Here is a 22,035-nt window from a genome sequence, read left to right on the forward strand (position 1 = left end):
ATGTCTCTGTATACTTATTAAGACATTGGTTCCCGTCAAAAAGGGTCATTTTTTTATTATTTTTTTCATTTTTTCTTTTTTTCCTTAATATAATGATTAATAGCTCAGAAAGCATTATTACTAATTAAAAGACTTTTCTGTTCTATTCCTTTCACTTTCTTTCACTAAAAATTGACATTTTCTGCCTTATTGCATTTTTATCACCTAATATTAAAGAGCCCAGAATTAAATCCGGGACTCTTTATTCTCGCGGAAACACTTTTATTATACGCTAACTTTTTCTTTCTTCTTTTCCACTTCCTTTTCTTTATTCTTGGTACACTTTTTCTCTTCCGCTATTCCGTTTATCAGAAACCATATTCCCTGCCCCAGTAATACAAAAGGTAATAACATCTGTGCAAAATTTGTTACATCCACCATTTTTCATTCTCTCCTTTGTTCCTTATTTTGGTAAAATATGCTCGTTTTCAATCGTTTTTCTAATTTATAATGTCTCCCAAATGTGTTTTTTTATCCTCTGAATGATACTTTTAGCTGAACATAGAAAAAGCGGGGTATAAAATCTATTTGAATAGCTTAGACTTTATACCTCGCTTTTATTTTTTTGTCTCTCTTATCTGATTCTTATCTGATCTTTTTCACTGCTGAAAACGAACCGTATATTTTCTTATTTCCTGATTTCTTTAATGCACGCACTTTGTAAGAACCATTCTTCGGCGCATTTTTATACTTGTAAGATGTCTTACCTGTCGTTGTTACTTTCACCCATTTTTTATTCTTGTAACGATAAATTTCATAAGCAGTTGCGCCTTTCACTTTCTTCCACTGCAGCAGAACTGTTTTGGAAGAACGTCTGCATTTTCCCCAGCTTACTTTTGCAAGAGAAGATCCTTTGACCGTTACTGTAAATGTCTTTGCAAGAGACGGCGCGGCTTGCGGCGCTACTTTAATCTTTGTCTTACCTGCTTTCAATCCGGTTACTTTTCCGGACGCTGACACTTTACATACGGACGGTGTATATACCGTATATTTCATTCCGCCTGCAACAAGCGGCACATTTACAAAGCTGTTAAATATACTGTAAGAAATGCTTCTGGACGTTCCTTTCTTCATGCTGAAAGAATATAGCGGATTGATATAAAACAGATTTCCGTCCTGCTCTTTCGTTACCTCTACGTTTACATTTGCACTCTTATTCTTATAAGAAGAAGCCGATGCTTTCTGCACTGTGGTCGTTGAAAAATTCTGTACCCAGTAATGCACGCCGTTTACAACAACTGCACCCACGCCGATTCCCGTATAAGCAGACGTAAGAATATTTTTCTTATGTCCCTGCGAATTCATCCATGAAGTCATGGCGCTCTTGCTGCTTGTCTGTCCGGCAGCAATATTCTCGCCCATCATAATATAACCCTGTTTGCTGTCATAACAAACCGTATTGAAATCTCTTCCTGACGGACGTGTATGGGAAAATGCAATCGCAAGTTCCGCTGCACGAAGCATAGAGCCCTTAATCATCCGCTTATCCATCGTAAGCGTCTTAAGTCCTCTCTTGCTTCTCTCACTGTTTACTCTTTTTACAACATCAAATGCTGCGCTGTAATCATATTTCACCTTGACCGGCAGTTTTTCCATCTTCATATAAGAACCATCATCCATCTTTGCCAGGCCACTTATTCCGGTCATCACTGTGCCTGCCGGAAATGCTTCCGGTCCGATATAAGTGACAGAGGACGGAATCTTTACCTTTTTAATTCCGGTTCCGTAAAATGCTACCCGGTTAATCTTTTCCAGCGCTGATGGGAATGTCACTGATGTCAGTTTTCCACAATTTAAAAATGCCTGAAATGCGATCTCTTTTAATTTCTTTGGAAATATTATCTTTTCCAATGCAGAACATTCTCCGAAACATCCATTTAAAATCTGAGTCACATTGTCCGGAATTGTAATCTGCCGTAAAGATGTACAGTATGCAAATGCCAGACTATCCAGTGTATTTAATGTACTGCCAAGCGATACTTCTGTTAAAGAACTGCACTTATAAAACATTCTATAGGAAAGACTCTTAATTCCTTTTCCAATCGTCACCGACTGAAGTTCCGTGCAGTCTTCACACAGATATAATCCAAGACTTGTTATGGAACCAGGCAGATTCAACGTTTTTATTTTTGCTCTGGCAAAAGCACCTTCATTAATCGCACTGACCGTCTTTGGAATTAGAATTTCCGAGACATTCGCATTGTTAAATGCATTTTCTCCGATCGTTTTTACGGAACCCGGGATTTGATAGGATTTAGCCTGTCTTCCCATCGGATATAAAACTAACTTTGTCTTCTTCGCCTCAAATAATACACCTTCTGAAGCACTGTATTTCGCATTTCCGGCTGCCACCTGAAATTCCTGTAATCCACTGCATCCATAAAATGCAAGTGATGATATATAGTTTACAGATGCCGGAAATGTCATCTGCGTCAATGCACAATTCTGGAATGCATAATCTCCGATCTGTTGCAGTTTTTTCGGAAGTACTAAATCAGCAAATGCACTGCAATCAGCAAATGCTGCTGTCGACAGTGTCGTCAATGCCCCCGGTAATTCTGCACTTGTCAGTTCGCTACATCTGTAAAATGCCGCTTCCCCGATTTTCTTCAATGTTGACGGAAAATCAACTTCTGTCAAATTTGAGAAATTAGCAAACGCCTTTGTACCAATCTCTGTAATTCCATCCTGTAAAATAATTTTACGAGCCTTATTTTTATAAGCGCTCAGCGGATAACTGGTGTCATAATTCCCGACAACTTTTCCTGTTCCGCTGACTGTCAGCGTCTGCGTGGTGTCATCCCAGTCATATGTCATGGAATCTACACTTGCTGCCCGTGTACGAACACCGGCAGCCTTCTTTTTCTTATCTTTCAACACATATTTTCCCGATTTTTCTGTCTGTTTTCCGTTCTGATCCTTTGCAGAATCCTGCAACGTCACACTCTTACTCTCCACGCTGTCAGCAGCTGCCACATTCACCGGCGCAAATACCGTGGACACCGCCACCGCAAACGCCAGGAGCACACCTTCTAATCGTTTCTTTTTCATTTGCTCTCCTCCATCCTACTGCAATGTATTTATAGATAACCTTTTATTATGAACTGTCCCTTCTACTAATTTCATTATTTTCTTTACTGCATACATCTATTATATAATTCCCAATTCAAAAGCCTCCGGCTCCGATATCAGCTTTTCCGCGAATTCCGCATGTCCTTCCTCAGACAAATGCACACCGTCATATAGAAGCGGCAGCTCCCATTTACCGCAATTTATGCATTTAATGCCAAGCTGCTCTGCTAATGCCCCGTACAATTCGCCAATCTTCTGTGATTCTGTCACAATCCGGTCATCCGAAACCCACGAGCCACGCTTCATCATCGGCGGGACAAGCAGACATAATTCTATTTTGCCCTCACTTACTTCCGGCGTTTCCTGTAATCTTTCCAGAAAATGCTTCATTTTCTCTGCAGTCTTTTCTGCCGATGGTTCTGCCGCATTCAGGATATCATTCGTCCCGAGCATAAGAAACAACCATATCGGTGCAGCTTTTTTTGCCCAGGATTTGATCTGTTTGCAAATAAAATCCATCTGTCCTGTCATCTCCGGAATACATCTTCCGCAGATTCCATGATTTTTCACTTTGTATTCTGTTCTGTCATCCAGAATTCCCGTCCATCTTATCTCTTTCGGAAATCTTCCTTCTGTACCCATGCGGGAATCATACCCGAACGTGTTCGAATCTCCGTAACAAATGATCGTTCCTGCCATCTTATTCTCCATACTGCTCCACAAGCCTCTTAATCTCCTGCTTCATCTGTCCTGCCACTTCATCCGGTCCGATGATCTTAATACCCTCGCCAAGCGAGATCACCCAGCCAAGGAACTGCCTGCTGACATGCACCTGTACTTTCACAGAGAAATGCTCCTTATCCACCGGCACCATCATAATATCCTTGCCAAAGCGGTCAATCATAACGCCCGCCAGATGATTTTCCACCAGCATTTTCACATCCTGCTCTTTTCCACCGTACATCCCGAAACTCTTCTTCGCATAATCTGCCATGTCCAGCTTCTTAAAGTGATCTCTGCCCTCCCGACGCTCATCTATCATCCGAAGATTCAGCATCTTATCCACCCGGTAATGCTTGATCATCTGCGCATCTGAATCATAACCAACCAGATAATAGTTCTCATCATCCCAGGACAGACCCCACGGACTGATACGATAATATGCTCCACCATGGCGCAGTTCCATTTCCTTCTTCACATTCCACTGGAAATATTGAAAACAGATCTTTTTATTTTCGGAAATCGCATTATGGATCTCGTCTACAGTATAATAGATACTCTCATTCATCGTCTTGATCCGTCCGGAGACATATACCTGCCTCTGCAATTTCATGGCATCGTATCTGCTGACAAACGTCTCCAGTTTGCGAATCAGATCATTCGTCTTTCTTGCGGTAATGAATTTGGAAGACTGAATCGCATCCACCAGAAGCTTCAGCTCCGGCATCTCAAATGGGCGGTTCACCACATGATAGTGATAACGGTTTCCGACCTGTTCTCCCTCCACATCGATCCCAAATGTCTCCAGATCCCTGAGATCCGCGTAAATGCTCTTACGCTCCGCAGTGATATCGTATTCTTTCAGTGCCTCCATGATCTCCGGCATTGTAATATAATGCTCTTCATCTGTCCGCTCCAGCATGATCTGCGCCAGACGATAGAGTTTGAATTTCTGATTCGTTCCTTTTGGCATTGCGCTCTCTCCCTTGATTCTTTTGTGAAAATGATTTAATCCGGCAACTTATCAGTCATAAAAGCCTCAAAAATATAATCCGGATTTTCACAATAAACGATACTGTTATAATCATCTATTTTATCACTGATAAATGAATGATACACCTCAAAAATTGCATCCACTTCATCTACATTTTTTACTTTCACTACCTGTTTAATCAATCTCTTATACACTCTTCCAATATCCCAGTGTGACGGAATATCATATTGACACGCTCCGACATTATCAAAATCGCCCGGCTCAATCTGGGATTCTTTCATTAACACTCTGCATACTTCTTCCAAATTACTGTTGCCATAAAAATCAGCTAACTCTCCGGCTCTTCCAATTCGTTCCTGCCCTAAAACATCCACGATCACACTTCTTTTATTCTTTGTTTTTCTCGCAATATAATCGATTAGTGCACATATATAAAACAATTTCTTATCTTCTTCACTTTCATCCGCATAAAATGGACCTGTTATCTCAATCATATCTTTTCGTATCATTTCCCTATAATGCTCTTTCGGCTCCTTCTGGTTATACTCCGGTTCTTCCTCTTTCAAGAACGTTCCATAAAATCAGCGTAAGTATTTCTACTTTAATTTTTACAATCCAGATAATGTTCGCATTACCAGATCTACATCTTTGTTTTCAAGTTCCTGAATAATGTGTAAATACGTTTTCTGTGTTGTTGTCATGCTGGCATGTCCAAGTCTTCGAGCAACACTCGCTATTGAAACACCTGCAAATAGCAATAGCGAGGCATGGGTGTGTCTTAAGCCATGAATCGAAATCTCCGATATCCCGCATTCTCTGCAATGTCTGGTTAATGCATCATTCACTGTAGAATTATATATTTTCGATTCACCTACAAAGATCGGCTGATCTTCCGGCAGTCCTTTAATCAACTCTGAAAATTTTACAACAATCTGCCAGTCAATCTGGATTTTTCTAACCGAAGATTTATTCTTTGTTGGCAGGAAACCACCTTCGCCCTTGTAGTCCCATGTTTTACTGATAGATAATGTCTGTCTTGCAAAATCAAAATCTCCCGGCGTAATCGCAAGTGCTTCTGAAAAACGCATTCCTGTTTTCGCGACCAGTAAAATAAACCAGTCCCAATTCGGTTCTTCTTTGAGATCCAGATCAGAAATCAAAGTATGTAACTCGAATTGACTTAAATATTTAATCTTTTTGACTCTCGGCGTTTTCCCTTTAATGATTGCTTTTCTGGTTGGATCTCTTTCAATCAGACCATCGTCAACCGCATCTAAAATCGCTCCCTTTAACTGATGGTGAAAATCCAATGTTGTCTGGCGCTCGTGTTCTTTTGCGTATGCATTCAATAATTGCTGATATGCTGTTCTGTTCAGCTCCGCAACTTTTAACTCCGGCATAAGCTTCTCTACCCATCTCTGTGTCATACGGTATTTTGCCATAGTCGCTTCCCGGATTGCGCCTTTCTTGTAAATATCAATCCATTGCTGAAAATATTCACTGAAAAGCAATGTCCTGTTCATATCATTTATCATAAGCCTTTTCCTTTCCCGAAATAACTCACGCTGATATAAACATAAAACTACACCTTCACCTTGCTTTACAATGGATTAATTAAAGGCTTAATTTCGGTATCTAAGACCTCTTTTAATTCATCCATACACATCTTATAGTATTTGAACTTCGGAACCGCTTTTTCTGCATTTGCCTTATAACATGTATAATCAATTGTAGCTTTTATAACACCTTCATTCGGTATCTCATCGTTTCTGTAATGCATGGCAGCATACATAACATCATCAGGTTCCGCATACCACTTCTCACAAAAGTCAGAAATCCTGTTTTCAATGTATTTCTGCTTTGTTGTTTCTACTATGTTCAAAATCGAATGTCCTTTATACCTGTCTGCGTCCACTTCAATCTCTGAAACCAGATTTGACATAATATCTGCCATCTTCGGATTACCATTTCGTAATTCTGCTATATATTGCTTAACTTCATCTATCTGCTTCTGTCTTTCCTCTGGTGAAATATCCTCTTCATCTTCTCCCGGTGATACAATATTCTGAATCAAATTGATAATGTACTCATAATCAATTTTCGTATTACTGTATGCCATCAGCTCATACTCTGAATCTAAGTCTGACGTTTCCTCTTCATCTTCTCCGCCATCATTTCCTTCTTCTTTTTCTCTTTTTATCTCTTCTATTACATTTTTATAATGCGCTACATAATCTTCGTACTCTTCTTCTGTAATATCATATTCTTCCAACAGCTTGTCACTGTAATTTGAAAACGATTTAAGCTGTGCAAATAACCGGTCAAATGTCTGAAATATTTTTGCAAATACTTTCTTTTCAGCCAATGACATTCCCGGTATAGCTGTCGGCGCTCCTGCTGCAATACGAAGCGCTTTCAGCGCTGTACGGAATGCCTTTTCCACCTCGTCCCATTCTGCCAGAATAGAATCATTTGTACCACCTGCGGAATACAATTTTACTGCGTTATCTACACTCTCTTTGAAAAGCTTCGGAGCCTGAAATGTAACAATCTGTCCATATGTTTTATTCTTATCGAAAATACGATTTGTTCGCGAAAATGCCTGTATCAGATCATGCGGTCCCATAGGTTGTCTGTCAATAAACATCGTAGACATACAAGGGGCATCAAATCCTGTCAGCAATCGATCAACTACAATTACCAGATCCAATTGTTCATGTCGTCTCTTAAATTTAGGATCTTTTCTCGCAAGCCTTTTATTCAGATTGCCATTGTAAGACTGGATCTGTGCCAGATCAAATTTTGTCCCAAACATATTGTTATAATCATCCAACGATTTCTGCATCTTCTGCTGATTTACCTGTGAACCTTCTTCATTTTCCGTCACAGAATATGTAATTGCAAATTTCGGAAAATCAGGAAGTACCTGCCGGATCTTTTCATCAATCCGCAATGGAGTATTTCCTTCTTTTACTTTCGTTAATAATTCATAATACTTCTGCGCCAGAGGAATCGAACTTGTTGTCAGCAATGCCTCATACGTCTTACCTTTTCCATTCTGGAATCCCAATTTATGATAGGACTTGTTCAAAATCACATCCAGAACTTTTAACATATGTGCTTCATTATCATACAATTTACTATCTGTTTCATCAGACATCGTCTTCGGTCCATTATGCTCTACCTGAAAGCCAAGAACCGCATTATCATGGATTGCATTTTGTATCGTATATCTGTGTAAACGTTCTCCGTATAATTCGTCTGTTGTGCGCGGCAGATCACCCATCTTCGGATAAGGATTTTCTGAAAATCTTGGTGTTCCAGTGAAGCCATACCATAATGATTTTCCAAAAAATCTCTCCAGTTCTCTCTTCGTTCCCGGTGTAACTGCTCTGTGACACTCATCTACTACAAATGCAATCCTCAGATTTTTAATCTTGTTATATTCCGGCGTTCCTTCCTGCAATCTCTTTGTAATTAATCGTTGCAGCTTTTGGATGGTTGTAACGATTACCTGCCGGTCTTCTGATTTTAATTTTTTCTTCAAATCATTTACATTGTCTGTCTCATTTACGTCGATCAGATCATTGTTGGCATATGCCTGAAATGCCATTGTTGTCTGTGTATCCAGATCCTTTCGGTCAATTAAGAAAATCGTTTTATCCAAAGACGGAATGTCCATCAGCAGGTTACGGGTTGCCTTATACGAAGTCAACGTCTTACCTGAACCCGTTGTATGCCAGACATAACCAGACTTCCCTGTCTTGGAAGCCTCTCGTATTGCTTCAATCGCATGAATCTGATACGGCCGCAATAATATTAATCGTTTCGCATCTTCATCTAATACCGTATATCTCGCAATCATCTCATGCGCTTCCGGGATGCGCAGTACACTCTTTGCGAACTCAATATAATCAGATACCGGATTATTATCCTGATCCAGCCATCCACTGATAAATTTTTCATTTAATTCCGTGTCGCTTGCTGCAGAAAAATACTTTGTATTTACGCCATTGCTGATTACAAACATCTGTACCGCAGAGAAAATTCCAGTAAACTTCCCTTCTCCGATATATTTCTTAATCTGCCAGAATCCATCCATATAAGAATGCTGCTTATTCTTTAATTCTATATGAATCATCGGAAGTCCATTAATCATCAGCGTTACATCAAATCTGCGATTACGTCCGTCTTCCTCTGTCTTCAATGCACTGTATTGATTAATCACCTCATACACACTGCTTCCCCCTGCAATATGCTCGTGATTCATCACTACGAGATGTAATCTCTTCGTATCTCTCTGCACATGTACCTGAACCTTACCGTTCTCTCCAACAAGCCATTCTCCCGCTTTATAGAAGGATGAAAACTGCAACTGGTTCTTCACCTGTTCAAACTCGGTATCTGTTAAAGGCTCTCCATCCAATCGCTCCTTATTATTCTGTTCCAGAATATACCGGAAATTCGCCCACAAATCCTCTTCCGTCTTCAAATCCGGTCGATATGTCCACTGCGAATCTCCATATACCAGTTGTTCAATTAACTTTTGTTCTATCATTGACTCTAATTCAGGCATAATTTTTGTCTCCTTTGTGATTCTATGTATCTAATATACATTATTTATTTTATACTTACACTGATTTCAAGTGTTTTTTGACCCTTTTTTACGTTTGTCCTGCTTACGAAGGTGAAGAGTGATGAGATGGTCAATGTTGCGGAAATATGTTCCGATTTTGGTCTGTTCTTCCTTTTTGGGAACTTCAATTTCAAATTCTGCATATTCCTGTGCATTTACTCCGGGCTGTCCAGAACGTTGAGAAGTCACAGCAATATACTTGTTATATCTATCTGTCAAAGTATTCTGAAATACAAATTCCGCATCATATTCTTCTTTAATTCTTGCTCGAATCAAGAATCCTGCATAGTAAACTAATCCATCTGAATTCCTGTAAATATAAGATTTTCCGACACTTGCACCTGTTCTTGCAAATAAAATATCTCCTTCAGTTAGTTTATAATTATCTGCACCAGTTAAATCAATATCTGGGGAAGTGAGATTGTCTGTTAAAAACTCATGTGTGTTATCGTCAATATCTGTAATTCTAATATATTTATTTTCTCCATCATATTCTTTCGCTGCTGCATTCAATCCGTATTCAAAAGATGATGCAATATCCCCTAACTTACGCTGTTCCCAAACGTTTTTTGTTCTTCATCTACTCGTCATACACTTGCGTTGGTGAAGAGTGATGAGTGCTTCTAACTCTATAAAATACTTTCCAATCTTTTTTTGTTCTTCTATATCTTGTGGTATCATCAGCCTTGTTGCAAAAAAATCTGCCGGCGCAATATTCAAAAGTCCATGATTTCTCGCTCCTTCTGCAGCAATCTCATGAATACCTTTATGCCACAGATTTGTGCTGTAATACGATACCAAGAAATCGGAATCTACGGGATTATTTTCTTTTATTCCAAATATGATATAAAGTGTTGATAATACGCCATTTTCATAACGATCCAGCCTTTTAATAGCTCCCCAAGGTGCATCTGTTGAAGTGCTTTTATTATAAGCGAACTCTCCATTCTCAATCAGGTAGTAACCACTGACATCTTTACTAGCAACTCTCTTATCAAAGAATTCATTTTGATCAATAAGTCCATATTGAGCTGATATTGTAAGTGGTAACTCTGAGACTAAATCTTGATTTTTTCTTGTAACACGATCGACTAAATCTCCCAACTTACGCTGTTCCCAATCTTCCGTAAATCCTTCAAATCTTATCTGTGGAACTTTTTCACCATCTTGTGGAAACATTTTTTGAAGCATATATTTTTTTAATGTTTTTGTCTGCTCACACTTACGTTGGTGAAGAGTGATGAGGTGGTCGAGAGACTCAAAATACTCCCCAATTTTTTGCTGCTCCTCTAAAGTCGGATATGGAATTGGCATTTCCATAAACTGTGTTGACGAAATCGTAAATCTGTCAAATCGAGCACCTGAATCTCCGTTTAGTTTCATGAAGCGATGCCACCTCGTAGTTTTGAAATAAAATTCCAAATACAAATTATCTATATCATGAGTTCTAAATACCGTATAAAGTGGCGACATTACGCCATTTCTACCAAGTCTGTTACGATTTATCGGTCCAACAGGAGCCGTTACAGAAATTCTTGGATTATAAATAAAGTCATCATTCCTGACAATATAATAACCATTCAGATTTTCATTGTTTACAATCTCTCTATCAAAATAATCCTTCTGGCTAATGATTCCCTGTTCTGCTGAGTTTGTAAACGGCTCTGAAAATTCATTATTTTTATTCTTCTCTGATACCTTATCGGCAATCTCGTTTAACTTACGCTGTTCCCACCCATCTATTTTAATTCGCAAAAACTTGCCTACTTACGCTTTATCGCAGTATGTAACACTATTATCACCTATATCACAATACATACGATTATTCTAAATTCAATCGCTCTCGCACCATCATCAGTGTATATCCAAGCAAATTTTCTCCTCTCCACTTGCTCTTGTCGTATCTATTTTCATCTTTCATAGACAATCCAATACCCCAGATTCGATCTTTCACTGCACATTCTGCTAATATCACATTCCCAGTATTTACAAGGTTATCTTTCAGCTCGTCATTCTGTGAAAACTTTGCAAGCAATCCTTCGTATACAATAACCTGTCTTACTCCATTCCAATAGTTTTCATCATAATCTTTTACTGCACGTCCTAACGCTTTGATCTCTGCTACATCTTTCGTGTCGAGTATCTGCTCTGCAATGCATTCATCTTGAAAACAAATTGCTTTCCGATACATCATAAACTGTTCCATGGACGAAAAATGAACACCATCAACTATAAAATTAGACGGATACCAATTACTTAAGTATCCGTTCTCTTCATCTGGATTGTGAAAGCAAATAATCTGCATTACACTTCACCTACTTTTTTTACTGCCAGATCCAGTTCCAGATCATGAAGCCCAGAATACGCCTTTTCCAAAAAGTCTACTGGAATCTTCTGAATAACTTCTGAACTCGGCATATTGTAATACCATTGATAATACGCATAAAACTCGCCAATCCAATCCGGCATAAAACCATCAAGACCTTTTCCAGCTTCCAATTTATACTGATCTGTTTTTTGAAAATAATTCCATAATTCCTTATAATCCATCGTATTTACATATGCCTGCGATTCATCAATACTTTTTCTTGTCTTACTTTTCATATAAAAGTTGATAAATTCTTCTGTATCTTTATCAGGAAAATTCTGCGCCACATAATCAAACAACTTTCCCTGATTTTCTACAACATCATTCAAATACTCTTCTGCATATGCCTTCATTGTCATCTCTCCTAAAATAATGTACTAAATACATTTGTTACTTTATTTGCATCAGAATCTACTAATTCTCGCATCTTTCGTCTTGCCGTTATATCACGTTCATTATACTTTTGGCTATATTCCTTGTAATCAACCGGCAGTAACTTTTCTTCTACTTCCTGCAATTTAGAATATGCCCGCTCAGATTTAATACAATATTGAATGCCAAGACCGCCCAATGAAAGCAACTCCGGTAATATTTCAAGATCAATATTGTCTCTTACAAACTCTTTTGCGATATAAAAGTAAGAAGCGTTTGCTCTCCAACCTTTTATAACATCATAATCACTTGCATCCACACCATATTTTTCAATAAACTTTGCTGCCAACATACGATAACGCTTAGAATCTGCTGCATCTCTATGTTTCATCAATTCTGCAAGCCACGCCAACACATCTTTTTCTTGAAAATCTAATATTTTCAGACCTTCTGTGCCCAATTCATATTGATGAACCCAGCCATTTTTCTCATTCGGTCTGCAAACAGCCCATTCCTTAGCAAGATCTATATTGTCCGTTAAGTAAAATCCAATTCCATAATCATGTCTTTTCTCACCAAGTCCATATGTCGGAACTACAATTTTATCAGGTGTTCCATGAAATAAAGTTATTTTTCCCATTTTCTCGCCCTTTTCCTTAAACAAACATGTTTTGTAACATAAATTTCTTAACTTCTTTTAGTTCATCACACTTGCGCTGGTGAAGAGTGATGAGATAGTCGAGGTTTCTAAAATAATCACCAATCTTTCCCTGTTCTTTCACTGATTTAGGATAAACAATATCGGTATCCTGCATAGCAGCTTTTGAAATTGATGTAACCTTAATTCCCTGCATCAAAGGTAGCAACTGATTATGATAAGCACTGGAGTTTAGATAATATCCCAAGTACCCAGAAGCAAATTTTTCTATCGGTCTGTATGGAATAGTATGTAATCCAGACAACACGACTTCATCATCCAATCCGGCTATTTCACTGCATTTTCCAACAGTTGAGTCCTCAGCAGTATCGGCAATAATTACATCTCCATTTTGCAAAAATGATGATTTATATTTTGATAACACGCTCTCATCTGAAATCATTGGAAGCTTCTCTTTGCTTACATCCAAGACTTCTCCAAACTTGATCAGTACATCACCATAGTGAACGTTCTTTGCAACTCCTGCCTCAGTCGATAACTCAGCTCTGGAAAGTGTATTATTCTGCAAGCCAATTAGTATATCTCCCAACTTACGCTGTTCCCAAACGTTTTTTGTTCTTCATCTACTCGTCATACACTTGCACTGGTGAAGAGTGATGAGGTTATCGAGAGAATCAAAATATTGACCTATTTTCTTTTGCTCATCTACACTTGGTATTCTTACTTCAATCTTCATGAAATCTGTTTCATGAATTTTCCATTGTCCATAGACGACCCCCTGGCGCCATCTAACCATTTCATTTATAAAATCTTTTCTAAGAAATCTTCGTCCAAGGAAATCCAATTCAGCTTTTCCTGTTGGCTTAAATATGCTATAAACTGGTGAAATACAAGCATTTCCGTATTTATTCAGTCCTATTGAACCAGTCTCTAAATTATTTGAGCTATATATAAAATCTCCAAATTCTGTTCTTTTATATTTTTTTCCTGTTTCATCATTTACTAAAGCACTACGGTCATATCGCTCTCCTTTTGGTGCCACTCCCTGATTAGCAATAAATGCCATCAAAGGATAGTCCTCACTCATAGGAGCTTGTTCGTTACGTTCTTCAAGCAATTCTCCAACCTTACGCTGTTCCCAATCTTCTGTATACCCATTAAATCTAATCTTTGGTTTTGCCATATCCATCACCCCTCAATCTTTACAATCAGGTCGTTCAGTGATGACATAATTGTCTCATCATTCGAAGTTAAATCCTTAAGAAGTGATAAAAACTCTCCCTGCACCTGTTCCAGTTCTTCATCTGTCTTCTTCATATCTGTTAAAAGTGCATTCAGATCTACATCTTCTTCTTTTTCAAAAGTATCTACATAACGCGGAATATTCAGGTTAAAATCATTCTTTTCGATATCTTCAAAGCTTGCAAGAAATGCCTCTTTTTCTACCGTCTCTCTATTGGAATATAACTCCAACACTTCATCGATATGATCATCTGTCATGGCATTCTGTTTCTTTCCTTTTTCAAACTTCTTAGATGCATCTATAAAAAGGACATCTCTGCCATCTCTGTGCTTTTTCAATACGATAATACAAGTCGGAATAGATGTATTGTAAAAGAGATTTGCAGGCAACCCAATAACTGCATAGATATTACCTGAGCGAAGTAATTTTTCTCTTATTTTCCCTTCTGCTGCCCCTCTGAACAACACACCATGAGGCAGTACAATCGCCATTGTTCCATTACTCTTCAAATGATACAATCCATGAAGCAAGAATGCATAATCTGCTTTTGACTTTGGTGCTAACACGCCATAGTCGCTGAATCTTTCATCCTGTAAGAAACCTGCTGCCGCACTCCATTTTGCTGAATACGGAGGATTCATAAGTACCATATGGAAATCTGTCTCTTCTCCGGTAGGCCAGTCTCCATCCAGAGTATCACCATTCCGAAGGTTCTGATTCTCCGGTGTGATACCATGTAAGAACATATTCATTCTTGCGAGATTGTAAGTTGAAGTATTCAACTCCTGTCCGTAGTATTTGATATATTCCGGCTCTTTCGCATATTTCTTTGCATTTAACAATAATGAGCCTGATCCCATACACGGATCATATACGGAAAGTCCTTTTCTGTCTTCCTGACCGGCGATCGCAATTTTCGTCAAGATCTTTGATACTGCCTGCGGTGTATAGAACTCTCCGGCTTTTTTTCCTGTCTCTGACGCAAACTGTCCAATCAGATATTCATATGCATTCCCAAGAATCTCTGCATCGGAATTTAACAAGTCTGCTTTGTCAATTTCTTTAATCAGATTTGCGATAGTGTCACTTTGCTTCTGATCTCCGTTTCCTAAACGATTGGAATACAGATCAATATCTGTAAAAAGGTCCGCAAATATTAGATCACTCTGTTCGATATTGTTGAATCCTTTCTGCAACTGTTCTCTGTTGAATGCATTATTTTTCGCTGCATCTGCAAAGCTGGTATAAGTTAAGTCCGGCTCAATAATGTAATGACATTCGTCTTTCAGTTCCTCTTTTAACTCTTCCGCACTCTCATCCTCTAATGCTTCTATATATGCATCTAATGCGGCTTTCATCGTCTCTGGTCTTTCATCATAAAGCAGATCATATACTTTGATCAAAAATGCATCTGACAAATATTTGTAAAATACAATTCCTAACAGATAATTTTTATATTCGTTTGCATCCATCTTTGAGCGGAGAATATCCGCTCCGCTCCATAACACACTGATTAAATCTTTACTGTTTTCTACCTCCGCCATCTATCTTTCCTCCATCTTTATTTATCGCTTATACATCCAGTTCTGGAAGTCGCTCTTCCGTCTCGCATAATGCTTCGCTTTCTTCTCATACATCCGCTGGTCTGCGAGCTTCGCAATCTCACAGACAGACTTCCACTGCCGTTCATCACTCCAGACTGCTCCGCAGGAGACACTCATATGTGGCACTGTGTCACCGGACCAGTTATCCACAAGCAAATCAAAATTCTGCTTAATAATCCCAAACTGTTCCTCATCTGTAAACAGGATTGTGACAAATTCATCACCGCCGATACGGTAGACTTTTCCATAATCTTCAAAGCTCTGTTTCATGCAGCCTGCAACACCGCAGAGCAACTCATCTCCGGCGGCATGTCCCAGCCGGTCATTGACCGCTTTCAGACCATTTACATCCGCGGACAGATACAGGAATTTCTTATCTGCTGTCAGTTTCTTTATATCCTGCTCATAGGCACGCCGGTTATAGCATCTTGTCAGCTCGTCTGTAGTGGATGACCGGAGCAGCTGCTCTTCTTTCCGTTTTTCATATTCAATACTTCGCACCGCAAATATTACACTCACCGGACGTTGTTCTTCATCCTGCTGAATCGCAATAAACGACGCTTGGAACCAGCCAAGCGTTGTTCCTATAAAATCTCCGGCTATATATTTCTCTCCTTCCATTCGTTCAGGAAGTGTATGCAGATCTACAAATTCTCCTGCTGCCTCCCGGTACTCTTCTGCGGTTCTATTTTCCAGAAGCGCACGCAGACGCACATCTGCATCTTCATAATAACTTCCTTCTATATTTTCTTCACCGATTTCAGCTCCGCCATAACGCATGATCTTATTTTCCCTAAGTTTGATCACATACATACTGTGGTTGCGCCCTGCCATCGTTGCCAGCACTGCATACTGCTCTTCCTTTTCCCTGTTTATTCTCAATACTCTTGCGATCATAATCAGAAGTATAATCGTTGCAATAAGCAGATACAACATCACACTCAGCATTGCCACTGCATTACTTCCGTTAAGATGTGTCATATCGTATACCACTCCGACTGTATAGCCGTCGATATTCCGTGAAACACTTCTGCTCTTGCTGATTTTTAACTGTTTCAGTTTATTGCCAATCTTTCTGGAATCCGTTGCACCATAAATCTTTCCGCTTTTTCTGTCTGCTACATAGATGTCGATTCCTTCATACACCGGCATATTGCTGACAACGGATTTTATTTCATTTCGTTTCAGTTTTTCCAGAAGACGCACCGGCTCTACACCTACCTGGATCATACGGGTTCCTGCATCATTCCATGTGATCACATACATCATCTTCTTTCCTTCTGATGTATTCGGTGTCACATCCTGACACATCGTAAGCTTTTTATTTTTCAACATTGGTTTAAAATATGCGATCTGCTTGCCGGAGCTGAAATTATATCCGTAGTATTTCGGCACCGTTCCGCTGTAAACCTTACCGCTCTTATCAAACAGATGCACTTCATCGACAGACATCAGCTTCGCAATCTTCTGTAGTTCCGGCACATCATGCTCTGTCTTCTCATTTGCATCCAGAATATATGCTACCGCCTTTGCCCGCACCATATAATCTTCCTTCAACGACTGGATCATCTCTTTTTCGTCATCTGTATTTCTCTCAATGATCCCTGCCACCTGATCCAGCAGAACTTCCGAAGTATTCCTTATATTCCGGTTATTTACATAATCGAGAAGCCGGTCTTCCAGAAATAGCGCCGATATCAGGATAAAAATAATCAGGCAGATCACTTTCATCCATTTTCTTTTTTCCACTTGCTTTTTTCCAAATCCCATACTCTAACTTTCCATCCGTTATCTTTATTGTCGGTCTTTTGTATATTTTGTGATCACAGGTTCTTACATTCTCCATTGTCATAGCAAAAAGTAATTAATCTTCACAAACTAAGTCACTTTTATTATAGCATAATTATTGTTATAGTCATAAAAAAGAGGTCAGATAATTTCTTGAATATCTTGCTAATATATAGAAACGAGGTCCTTTACTTTACGTAAAGAACCCCGCTTTGTTGAAAGATGTATAATGATTTATTCTAATTGTAATATGAAAAACTTTCTTAAATCGCTCTTGTATATTTCTTCAGCCATTCTCTTTCCTCTTCGTTAAGATGTGGCGCAATTTTTTCATATACCAGTGCATGATAATCATTCAGAAGACGTTTCTCTTCTTCAGACATCATGTCCGCTTTGATTCCGTCAAGATCCATTGGTACGTATGTGATTGTCTCAAAGCAGAGGAATTCTCCATATTCATTCTTCTTCCATTCTTTTACAAGAAGTTCATTTTCCAGACGGACTCCGTGGGAACCTTCAAAATAAATTCCCGGCTCATCTGTAATAACAATTCCCGGTTCAAACTGGTGAGTATCATTTTTGCGATATGCCCAGCGGAAATTTGTCGGTCCTTCATGGATATTTAGCAGGTAACCCATACCATGTCCGGTTCCATGATTAAAGTTCAATGCTCTATCCCAGAACGGCTTTCTTGCCAGAATATCCAGATTCATTCCATTGCAGCCTTTTAACATTTTTGCGCTTGCAAGCTGGAGATTACTGATTGCTACCAGTGTAAAGTGCTCTTTCATAATATTCGGGATCTCACCTAATACATAGGTTCTTGTAATATCTGTAGATCCTTCGTAGAATCCAGCTCCTGTATCTGTTAAGAATACATTTCCTTCTTTCAGCTCTACGTCTGTCTCTTTTGATGATGTGTAATGGCAAAGTGCTGCATGTTCTCCATATGCACTGATTGGTTCAAAACTTGGACGGATGAAATTTCCCTGCTCTATACGCAATTCATCCAGCTTGTCAGATGCGCTCATCTCTGTAATCTTCATCTTACCTACATTTTCTTTTAACCATTTCATAAAACGAACATGTGCAATGCTGTCTTTGATCTGTGCTTTACGGATATTTTCAATCTCTACCGGATTCTTAATTGCTTTAAAAAGAATCTCCGGATTGCGTGTGTCTACTTTTTTCATTTCTTCCGGAATGTTCTTATAAATTGCATAATTAGTCTTTGACGCATCCAGAAGTGCTGTATTTTCTATAGAAAGATGTTTCATATCTTCATATATTGCATTATACGGATGAATTGTAACACCATCTTTTGCATAAATAGCTTTCATTTCATCAGATAATTTTCTCTCATCAATATATAATAACATTTCATCCATTGTAATGACTGCATAAGACAATACCATTGGGAAGAAATCAATATCATTTCCACGCATGTTCAGAGTCCAGCAGATATCGTCCAGTGTTGTAAGAATATGTATATCTGCTCCTTCTTCTTTCATTACTTCACGGATTCTCTTTAATTTATCAGCTACGGATTCTCCTGCATATTTCTCCTCAAGAATAAATGCAGGCTCTTCAGAAAGTTTCGGGCGATCCTCCCAGAACTGATCTACCAGATCATATTCGTAAACAATTCCTCCGTTTTTCTTTCGAGCAATTGTCTCATATCCAAGACCTTCTCCCATAGATACAACACGTCCATCAAATCCGATCACACCATTTTCCGGCAGGTGTTCTTCTAAATATTCTTCGATAGTCGGAACTCCCGGCTCACGCATTTTCATAAGCTCTACGGTTGTACCTTCCATCTGTTTTGCCGCCTGGATAAAATATCTTCCGTCTGTCCACATTCCTGCCCAGTCTTTTGAGATTACAGCTGTTCCTGCAGATCCGGAAAATCCAGTCATATATTTACGTGCCTTGAAATATTCTCCTACATACTCACTCTGATGAAAATCTGCAGTCGGAATTACATAAAAGTCAATTCCTTTTTCTTCCATTAATTTTCTGAGACAACTAAGTCTTTCTTTTACTCCCATGAAACATACCTCTTTTCTGTTATATTACATGAGCTATATAATTCTGCACGAAATATATAGCTCATAAAATTCATTATTAATCTACTAACGCGGATAATCGTTTGTCTAACGCGATCATAATTGCTGCTGCCACAAAAGATACAACGGCAATTCCGATACATGCTGTCTTGAATGGAATATTTCCACCAAATAAGATTCCGTATACCGGACCGTAGCTCTTAGCTGCGATAAATGTTGCAAATCCCCACATAGACATCATCAGCGCCAGGTAACGGCTTGGGGAATATTTACTGATGAATGAATGTCCCAGTGGTGAGAAGAACATCTCTCCAAGTGTCAGAAGGAATGCGAATACGATCAGCCATAATACGCTTGCTTTGTGTCCGCCTCTTGCAATATCAATTACTGCATAGAAGATGTATCCAAGTCCGATGATCGCAATTCCAAGTCCTGTCTTTCTGAACAGACTCATGTCTCCCTGCGGTCTTGCAGCCAGCTTTCTCCAGAGTGCTGCTGTCACAGGTCCTAAGATTACACAGAACATTGAGTTTGCTGCATCAAACCATGTAGATGGAACTTCATAGCCTGCAACTACCCAGTTCATGTTATCTGCCCAGTAATAATATACCGGAAGGTATCCAAGATACCAGAAGATCCAGAAAATAATGGAGAACAGAGATGCAATAAGGATCGCACCGATACGTTTTTTCTCAATCGTAGTAAGTGGCTCTTTTTTCGTCTCTTTTTTCTCTTCTACTGTTTTTTCTGCATCAATTGCAAGCTCTTCCTGTGTCTTTGTCTTCTTGAACGGACGTTTTCCAACATCTCCGAGGAAACGCCAGCATACGAAGAAATACCAGCATGCTCCAAGGAACATGATCAGTGCTGCAATTTTAAAGCAAGGAGCAAATCCTAATACTCCGTCTTTTGCAAATACATCTTTGTAAAGAATACCTACAAGGAAAGTACCTATGAATGCACCGACATTTACAAGTGTGTAACGCATAGCGAACGCCGGGTCCATCTGCTCTTTTTCAGTGATAACTCGTCCGATGATCGGTCCGTTTTTAAATAACGCAAGACCTAAACTTACAAGGAAGATCATGGCGTAAACACCAGTTGCTGTTGTTGCCACAGAACCCATGTAATATCCGACTCCGGCAATCATCATACCGACCGGTGTCGTATATTTTGCACCGATATAACGGTCAACTACGATTCCTCCGAATAACGGAAGCAGATAAGAAAATGCGGTCAAGTTCGACTGCATATTTGCTGCAACAGTGTCGGACAGTCCAAGTCCTCCTGTTGCTACGGTTGCTGTTGCGAAAATCAGGATCAGTGAACGTCCCAGATAGTAAGACAGACGCTCAAAGATCTCGGTTGCGGCACATGTCCAGAATGCCGTAGGAAATCCCTTTTTCTTTGTCTCCATTTCTTTTTAACCTCTCTTTTCTCTTGTTACGCGCCGGTATTCCCCTCCCCGGCAGCTGATATAATTGATTTTATCGCTTTAATCCGATAATTTCCAATATTGAAAACATATACCAAAAGAAGAAAAACTTATAGGTTAAAATATTTACTTTTTCACACGCAACGTCCGCAGATATACCTTCTGTTCTGGCGTTATCCGGTAGCTCTCGATCGCTTTCTGGATTGTCTTATTGTGCGTCCACGTATCCATCCGCTTCTCTTCCAGATAAGGAATAATTGCTTCATACTGCTTCGCCAGCGCAGTTGCAAAATACCAGGCACGCATCATGTTGACATAGTATTCTTCCGACCGGATAGCTGCAACTTTTTCCGGATATTCCAGCTTAAATTCATCTTCCAGATAATAGCGCATCAGCATATTTATCCCAAAACGGATCGTATAAGTATGCTCCGATTCCATCCAACGGTAAACCTCTTTAATAAATAGATCCAGATGTTTCTTTACGATTTTCACGGCCAGAAGATCACAGGTCGCCCAGTTATCCACATAGGGAAGAAAACGATCCAGATCTTTTACACATTTTTCGTAATTTTTCCCCTGTTCCAGCAGAAGTCCATGTAAATTATTCTCTTCATAATACTGATGTGGCAATACTTCTACGAACTGTTTTGCTTCTTCTGTCTTTCCATACTTTTTTGCAAATGCACGTAGTGCCGGAGTCCTTACTCCGATCACACGCTCCGAATCTACCGTAGGCATCAGTTTCATCTGGAAATCCCGATACCCGGTGTCCTGCATGGCAAAAAGTTCTTTTTGTACATTATCAATTACTGCCTTTTTATTCATTTTATTTCCACCTCTTATTCATTGCATTTATTATTTTCCACAACATAATCATAACATTACTTAAAGTCAACTCTATATTATACATTGTAAAAAATTCCCTTTCTTTGAATTGCCAGAATTATTCTAGCGCCTCAAGCTAGCGTTAAGTCAAGCTTTTTTTGTAAAAGAAAAATCCTTTCACTTACCCGCAGATAAATAAAAGGATTTTC

Annotated in this window: 17 protein-coding genes and 2 pseudogenes; all 19 read right to left on the reverse strand. The window is 39.1% G+C overall.

Translation table 11 applies throughout. The features are described 5' to 3' along the window. Positions 1 to 264: 264 nt before the first annotated feature. Positions 265 to 420 (reverse strand): hypothetical protein, encoded by a 156-nt coding sequence (locus DXC04_RS15545; protein WP_021859627.1) that lies wholly within the window; start codon positions 418 to 420, stop codon positions 265 to 267. Between the two features lie 204 nt (positions 421 to 624). Then, positions 625 to 3,090 (reverse strand): leucine-rich repeat protein, encoded by a 2,466-nt coding sequence (locus tag DXC04_RS09705; protein WP_118660925.1) that lies wholly within the window; start codon positions 3,088 to 3,090, stop codon positions 625 to 627. A gap of 99 nt (positions 3,091 to 3,189) precedes the next feature. Next, the gene (locus tag DXC04_RS09710) at positions 3,190 to 3,822 is read right to left on the reverse strand and encodes a GDSL-type esterase/lipase family protein (RefSeq protein WP_118288268.1); all 633 of its coding nucleotides are present in this window, start codon (positions 3,820 to 3,822) and stop codon (positions 3,190 to 3,192) included. Then, positions 3,812 to 4,804 (reverse strand): helix-turn-helix transcriptional regulator, encoded by a 993-nt coding sequence (locus DXC04_RS09715; RefSeq protein WP_118520615.1) that lies wholly within the window; start codon positions 4,802 to 4,804, stop codon positions 3,812 to 3,814. Before DXC04_RS09715 ends, DXC04_RS09710 begins: the two co-directional genes overlap by 11 nt. Before the next feature lie 35 nt (positions 4,805 to 4,839). Continuing rightward, positions 4,840 to 5,334, reverse strand: a complete 495-nt coding sequence (locus DXC04_RS09720; protein ID WP_243059847.1) for a hypothetical protein — start codon at positions 5,332 to 5,334, stop codon at positions 4,840 to 4,842. Between the two features lie 99 nt (positions 5,335 to 5,433). Next, positions 5,434 to 6,360 carry a site-specific integrase gene (locus DXC04_RS09725; protein WP_118288267.1) on the reverse strand — a complete coding sequence of 309 codons (927 nt, stop codon included), beginning with the start codon at positions 6,358 to 6,360 and terminating at the stop codon, positions 5,434 to 5,436. Positions 6,361 to 6,425: 65 nt separating this feature from the next. Then, positions 6,426 to 9,401, reverse strand: coding sequence for a type I restriction endonuclease subunit R (locus tag DXC04_RS09730; protein WP_118288266.1), 2,976 nt, complete (start codon positions 9,399 to 9,401; stop codon positions 6,426 to 6,428). A 66-nt stretch (positions 9,402 to 9,467) separates the two neighbouring features. After that, positions 9,468 to 10,010, reverse strand: a pseudogene (locus tag DXC04_RS09735) (restriction endonuclease subunit S); the annotation flags it as partial. A gap of 27 nt (positions 10,011 to 10,037) precedes the next feature. Next, the gene (locus DXC04_RS09740; protein WP_118660926.1) at positions 10,038 to 11,216 is read right to left on the reverse strand and encodes a restriction endonuclease subunit S; all 1,179 of its coding nucleotides are present in this window, start codon (positions 11,214 to 11,216) and stop codon (positions 10,038 to 10,040) included. Between the two features lie 67 nt (positions 11,217 to 11,283). Then, positions 11,284 to 11,766 carry an NADAR family protein gene (locus DXC04_RS09745; protein ID WP_118288262.1) on the reverse strand — a complete coding sequence of 161 codons (483 nt, stop codon included), beginning with the start codon at positions 11,764 to 11,766 and terminating at the stop codon, positions 11,284 to 11,286. Beyond that, positions 11,766 to 12,182, reverse strand: coding sequence for a hypothetical protein (locus tag DXC04_RS09750; RefSeq protein ID WP_186855653.1), 417 nt, complete (start codon positions 12,180 to 12,182; stop codon positions 11,766 to 11,768). Before DXC04_RS09750 ends, DXC04_RS09745 begins: the two co-directional genes overlap by 1 nt. Before the next feature lie 11 nt (positions 12,183 to 12,193). Beyond that, the gene (locus DXC04_RS09755; protein WP_118288260.1) at positions 12,194 to 12,841 is read right to left on the reverse strand and encodes a DUF3990 domain-containing protein; all 648 of its coding nucleotides are present in this window, start codon (positions 12,839 to 12,841) and stop codon (positions 12,194 to 12,196) included. Positions 12,842 to 12,857: 16 nt separating this feature from the next. Then, positions 12,858 to 13,451: pseudogene (locus DXC04_RS09760) on the reverse strand (restriction endonuclease subunit S); the annotation flags it as partial. A gap of 27 nt (positions 13,452 to 13,478) precedes the next feature. Further along, positions 13,479 to 14,042: a restriction endonuclease subunit S gene (locus DXC04_RS09765; RefSeq protein WP_199692541.1), complete on the reverse strand. Its 564-nt coding sequence runs from the start codon at positions 14,040 to 14,042 to the stop codon at positions 13,479 to 13,481. Between the two features lie 5 nt (positions 14,043 to 14,047). Next, on the reverse strand, positions 14,048 to 15,646 hold the full coding sequence (locus DXC04_RS09770) for a type I restriction-modification system subunit M (RefSeq protein ID WP_118288258.1): 1,599 nt from the start codon (positions 15,644 to 15,646) through the stop codon (positions 14,048 to 14,050). A gap of 21 nt (positions 15,647 to 15,667) precedes the next feature. Further along, complete coding sequence (locus DXC04_RS09775; RefSeq protein WP_118660929.1) at positions 15,668 to 17,476, reverse strand: GGDEF domain-containing protein; 1,809 nt, start codon at positions 17,474 to 17,476, stop codon at positions 15,668 to 15,670. Between the two features lie 281 nt (positions 17,477 to 17,757). Next, positions 17,758 to 19,545 (reverse strand): aminopeptidase P family N-terminal domain-containing protein, encoded by a 1,788-nt coding sequence (locus tag DXC04_RS09780; protein ID WP_118660930.1) that lies wholly within the window; start codon positions 19,543 to 19,545, stop codon positions 17,758 to 17,760. Positions 19,546 to 19,621: 76 nt separating this feature from the next. Continuing rightward, a complete protein-coding gene (locus DXC04_RS09785) occupies positions 19,622 to 20,980 on the reverse strand; it encodes a peptide MFS transporter (RefSeq protein ID WP_021859633.1) in 1,359 nt (452 codons plus the stop codon). Positions 20,981 to 21,124: 144 nt separating this feature from the next. Continuing rightward, positions 21,125 to 21,826, reverse strand: a complete 702-nt coding sequence (locus DXC04_RS09790; RefSeq protein WP_021859634.1) for a DNA alkylation repair protein — start codon at positions 21,824 to 21,826, stop codon at positions 21,125 to 21,127. Positions 21,827 to 22,035: the final 209 nt, after the last annotated feature.

It is taken from the genome of Dorea sp. OM07-5 (assembly GCF_003481355.1).
GTDB classification, from domain to species: Bacteria; Bacillota; Clostridia; order Lachnospirales; family Lachnospiraceae; genus Dorea_D; species Dorea_D hominis.

Bases quoted from the DNA above. Each gene is read 5' to 3' on its own strand.
- DXC04_RS09710 (WP_118288268.1), bottom strand. From the start codon at position 3,822: ATGGAGAATAAGATGGCAGGAACGATCATTTGTTACGGAGATTCGAAC.
- DXC04_RS09770 (WP_118288258.1), bottom strand. From the start codon at position 15,646: ATGGCGGAGGTAGAAAACAGTAAAGATTTAATCAGTGTGTTATGGAGC.
- DXC04_RS09725 (WP_118288267.1), bottom strand. From the start codon at position 6,360: ATGATAAATGATATGAACAGGACATTGCTTTTCAGTGAATATTTTCAG.
- DXC04_RS09715 (WP_118520615.1), bottom strand. From the start codon at position 4,804: ATGCCAAAAGGAACGAATCAGAAATTCAAACTCTATCGTCTGGCGCAG.
- DXC04_RS09780 (WP_118660930.1), bottom strand. From the start codon at position 19,545: ATGGGAGTAAAAGAAAGACTTAGTTGTCTCAGAAAATTAATGGAAGAA.
- DXC04_RS09750 (WP_186855653.1), bottom strand. From the start codon at position 12,182: ATGAAGGCATATGCAGAAGAGTATTTGAATGATGTTGTAGAAAATCAG.
- DXC04_RS09790 (WP_021859634.1), bottom strand. From the start codon at position 21,826: ATGAATAAAAAGGCAGTAATTGATAATGTACAAAAAGAACTTTTTGCC.
- DXC04_RS09775 (WP_118660929.1), bottom strand. From the start codon at position 17,476: ATGGGATTTGGAAAAAAGCAAGTGGAAAAAAGAAAATGGATGAAAGTG.
- DXC04_RS09720 (WP_243059847.1), bottom strand. From the start codon at position 5,334: ATGATACGAAAAGATATGATTGAGATAACAGGTCCATTTTATGCGGAT.
- DXC04_RS09705 (WP_118660925.1), bottom strand. From the start codon at position 3,090: ATGAAAAAGAAACGATTAGAAGGTGTGCTCCTGGCGTTTGCGGTGGCG.
- DXC04_RS09730 (WP_118288266.1), bottom strand. From the start codon at position 9,401: ATGCCTGAATTAGAGTCAATGATAGAACAAAAGTTAATTGAACAACTG.
- DXC04_RS09765 (WP_199692541.1), bottom strand. From the start codon at position 14,042: ATGGCAAAACCAAAGATTAGATTTAATGGGTATACAGAAGATTGGGAA.
- DXC04_RS09755 (WP_118288260.1), bottom strand. From the start codon at position 12,841: ATGGGAAAAATAACTTTATTTCATGGAACACCTGATAAAATTGTAGTT.
- DXC04_RS09745 (WP_118288262.1), bottom strand. From the start codon at position 11,766: ATGCAGATTATTTGCTTTCACAATCCAGATGAAGAGAACGGATACTTA.
- DXC04_RS09785 (WP_021859633.1), bottom strand. From the start codon at position 20,980: ATGGAGACAAAGAAAAAGGGATTTCCTACGGCATTCTGGACATGTGCC.
- DXC04_RS15545 (WP_021859627.1), bottom strand. From the start codon at position 420: ATGGTGGATGTAACAAATTTTGCACAGATGTTATTACCTTTTGTATTA.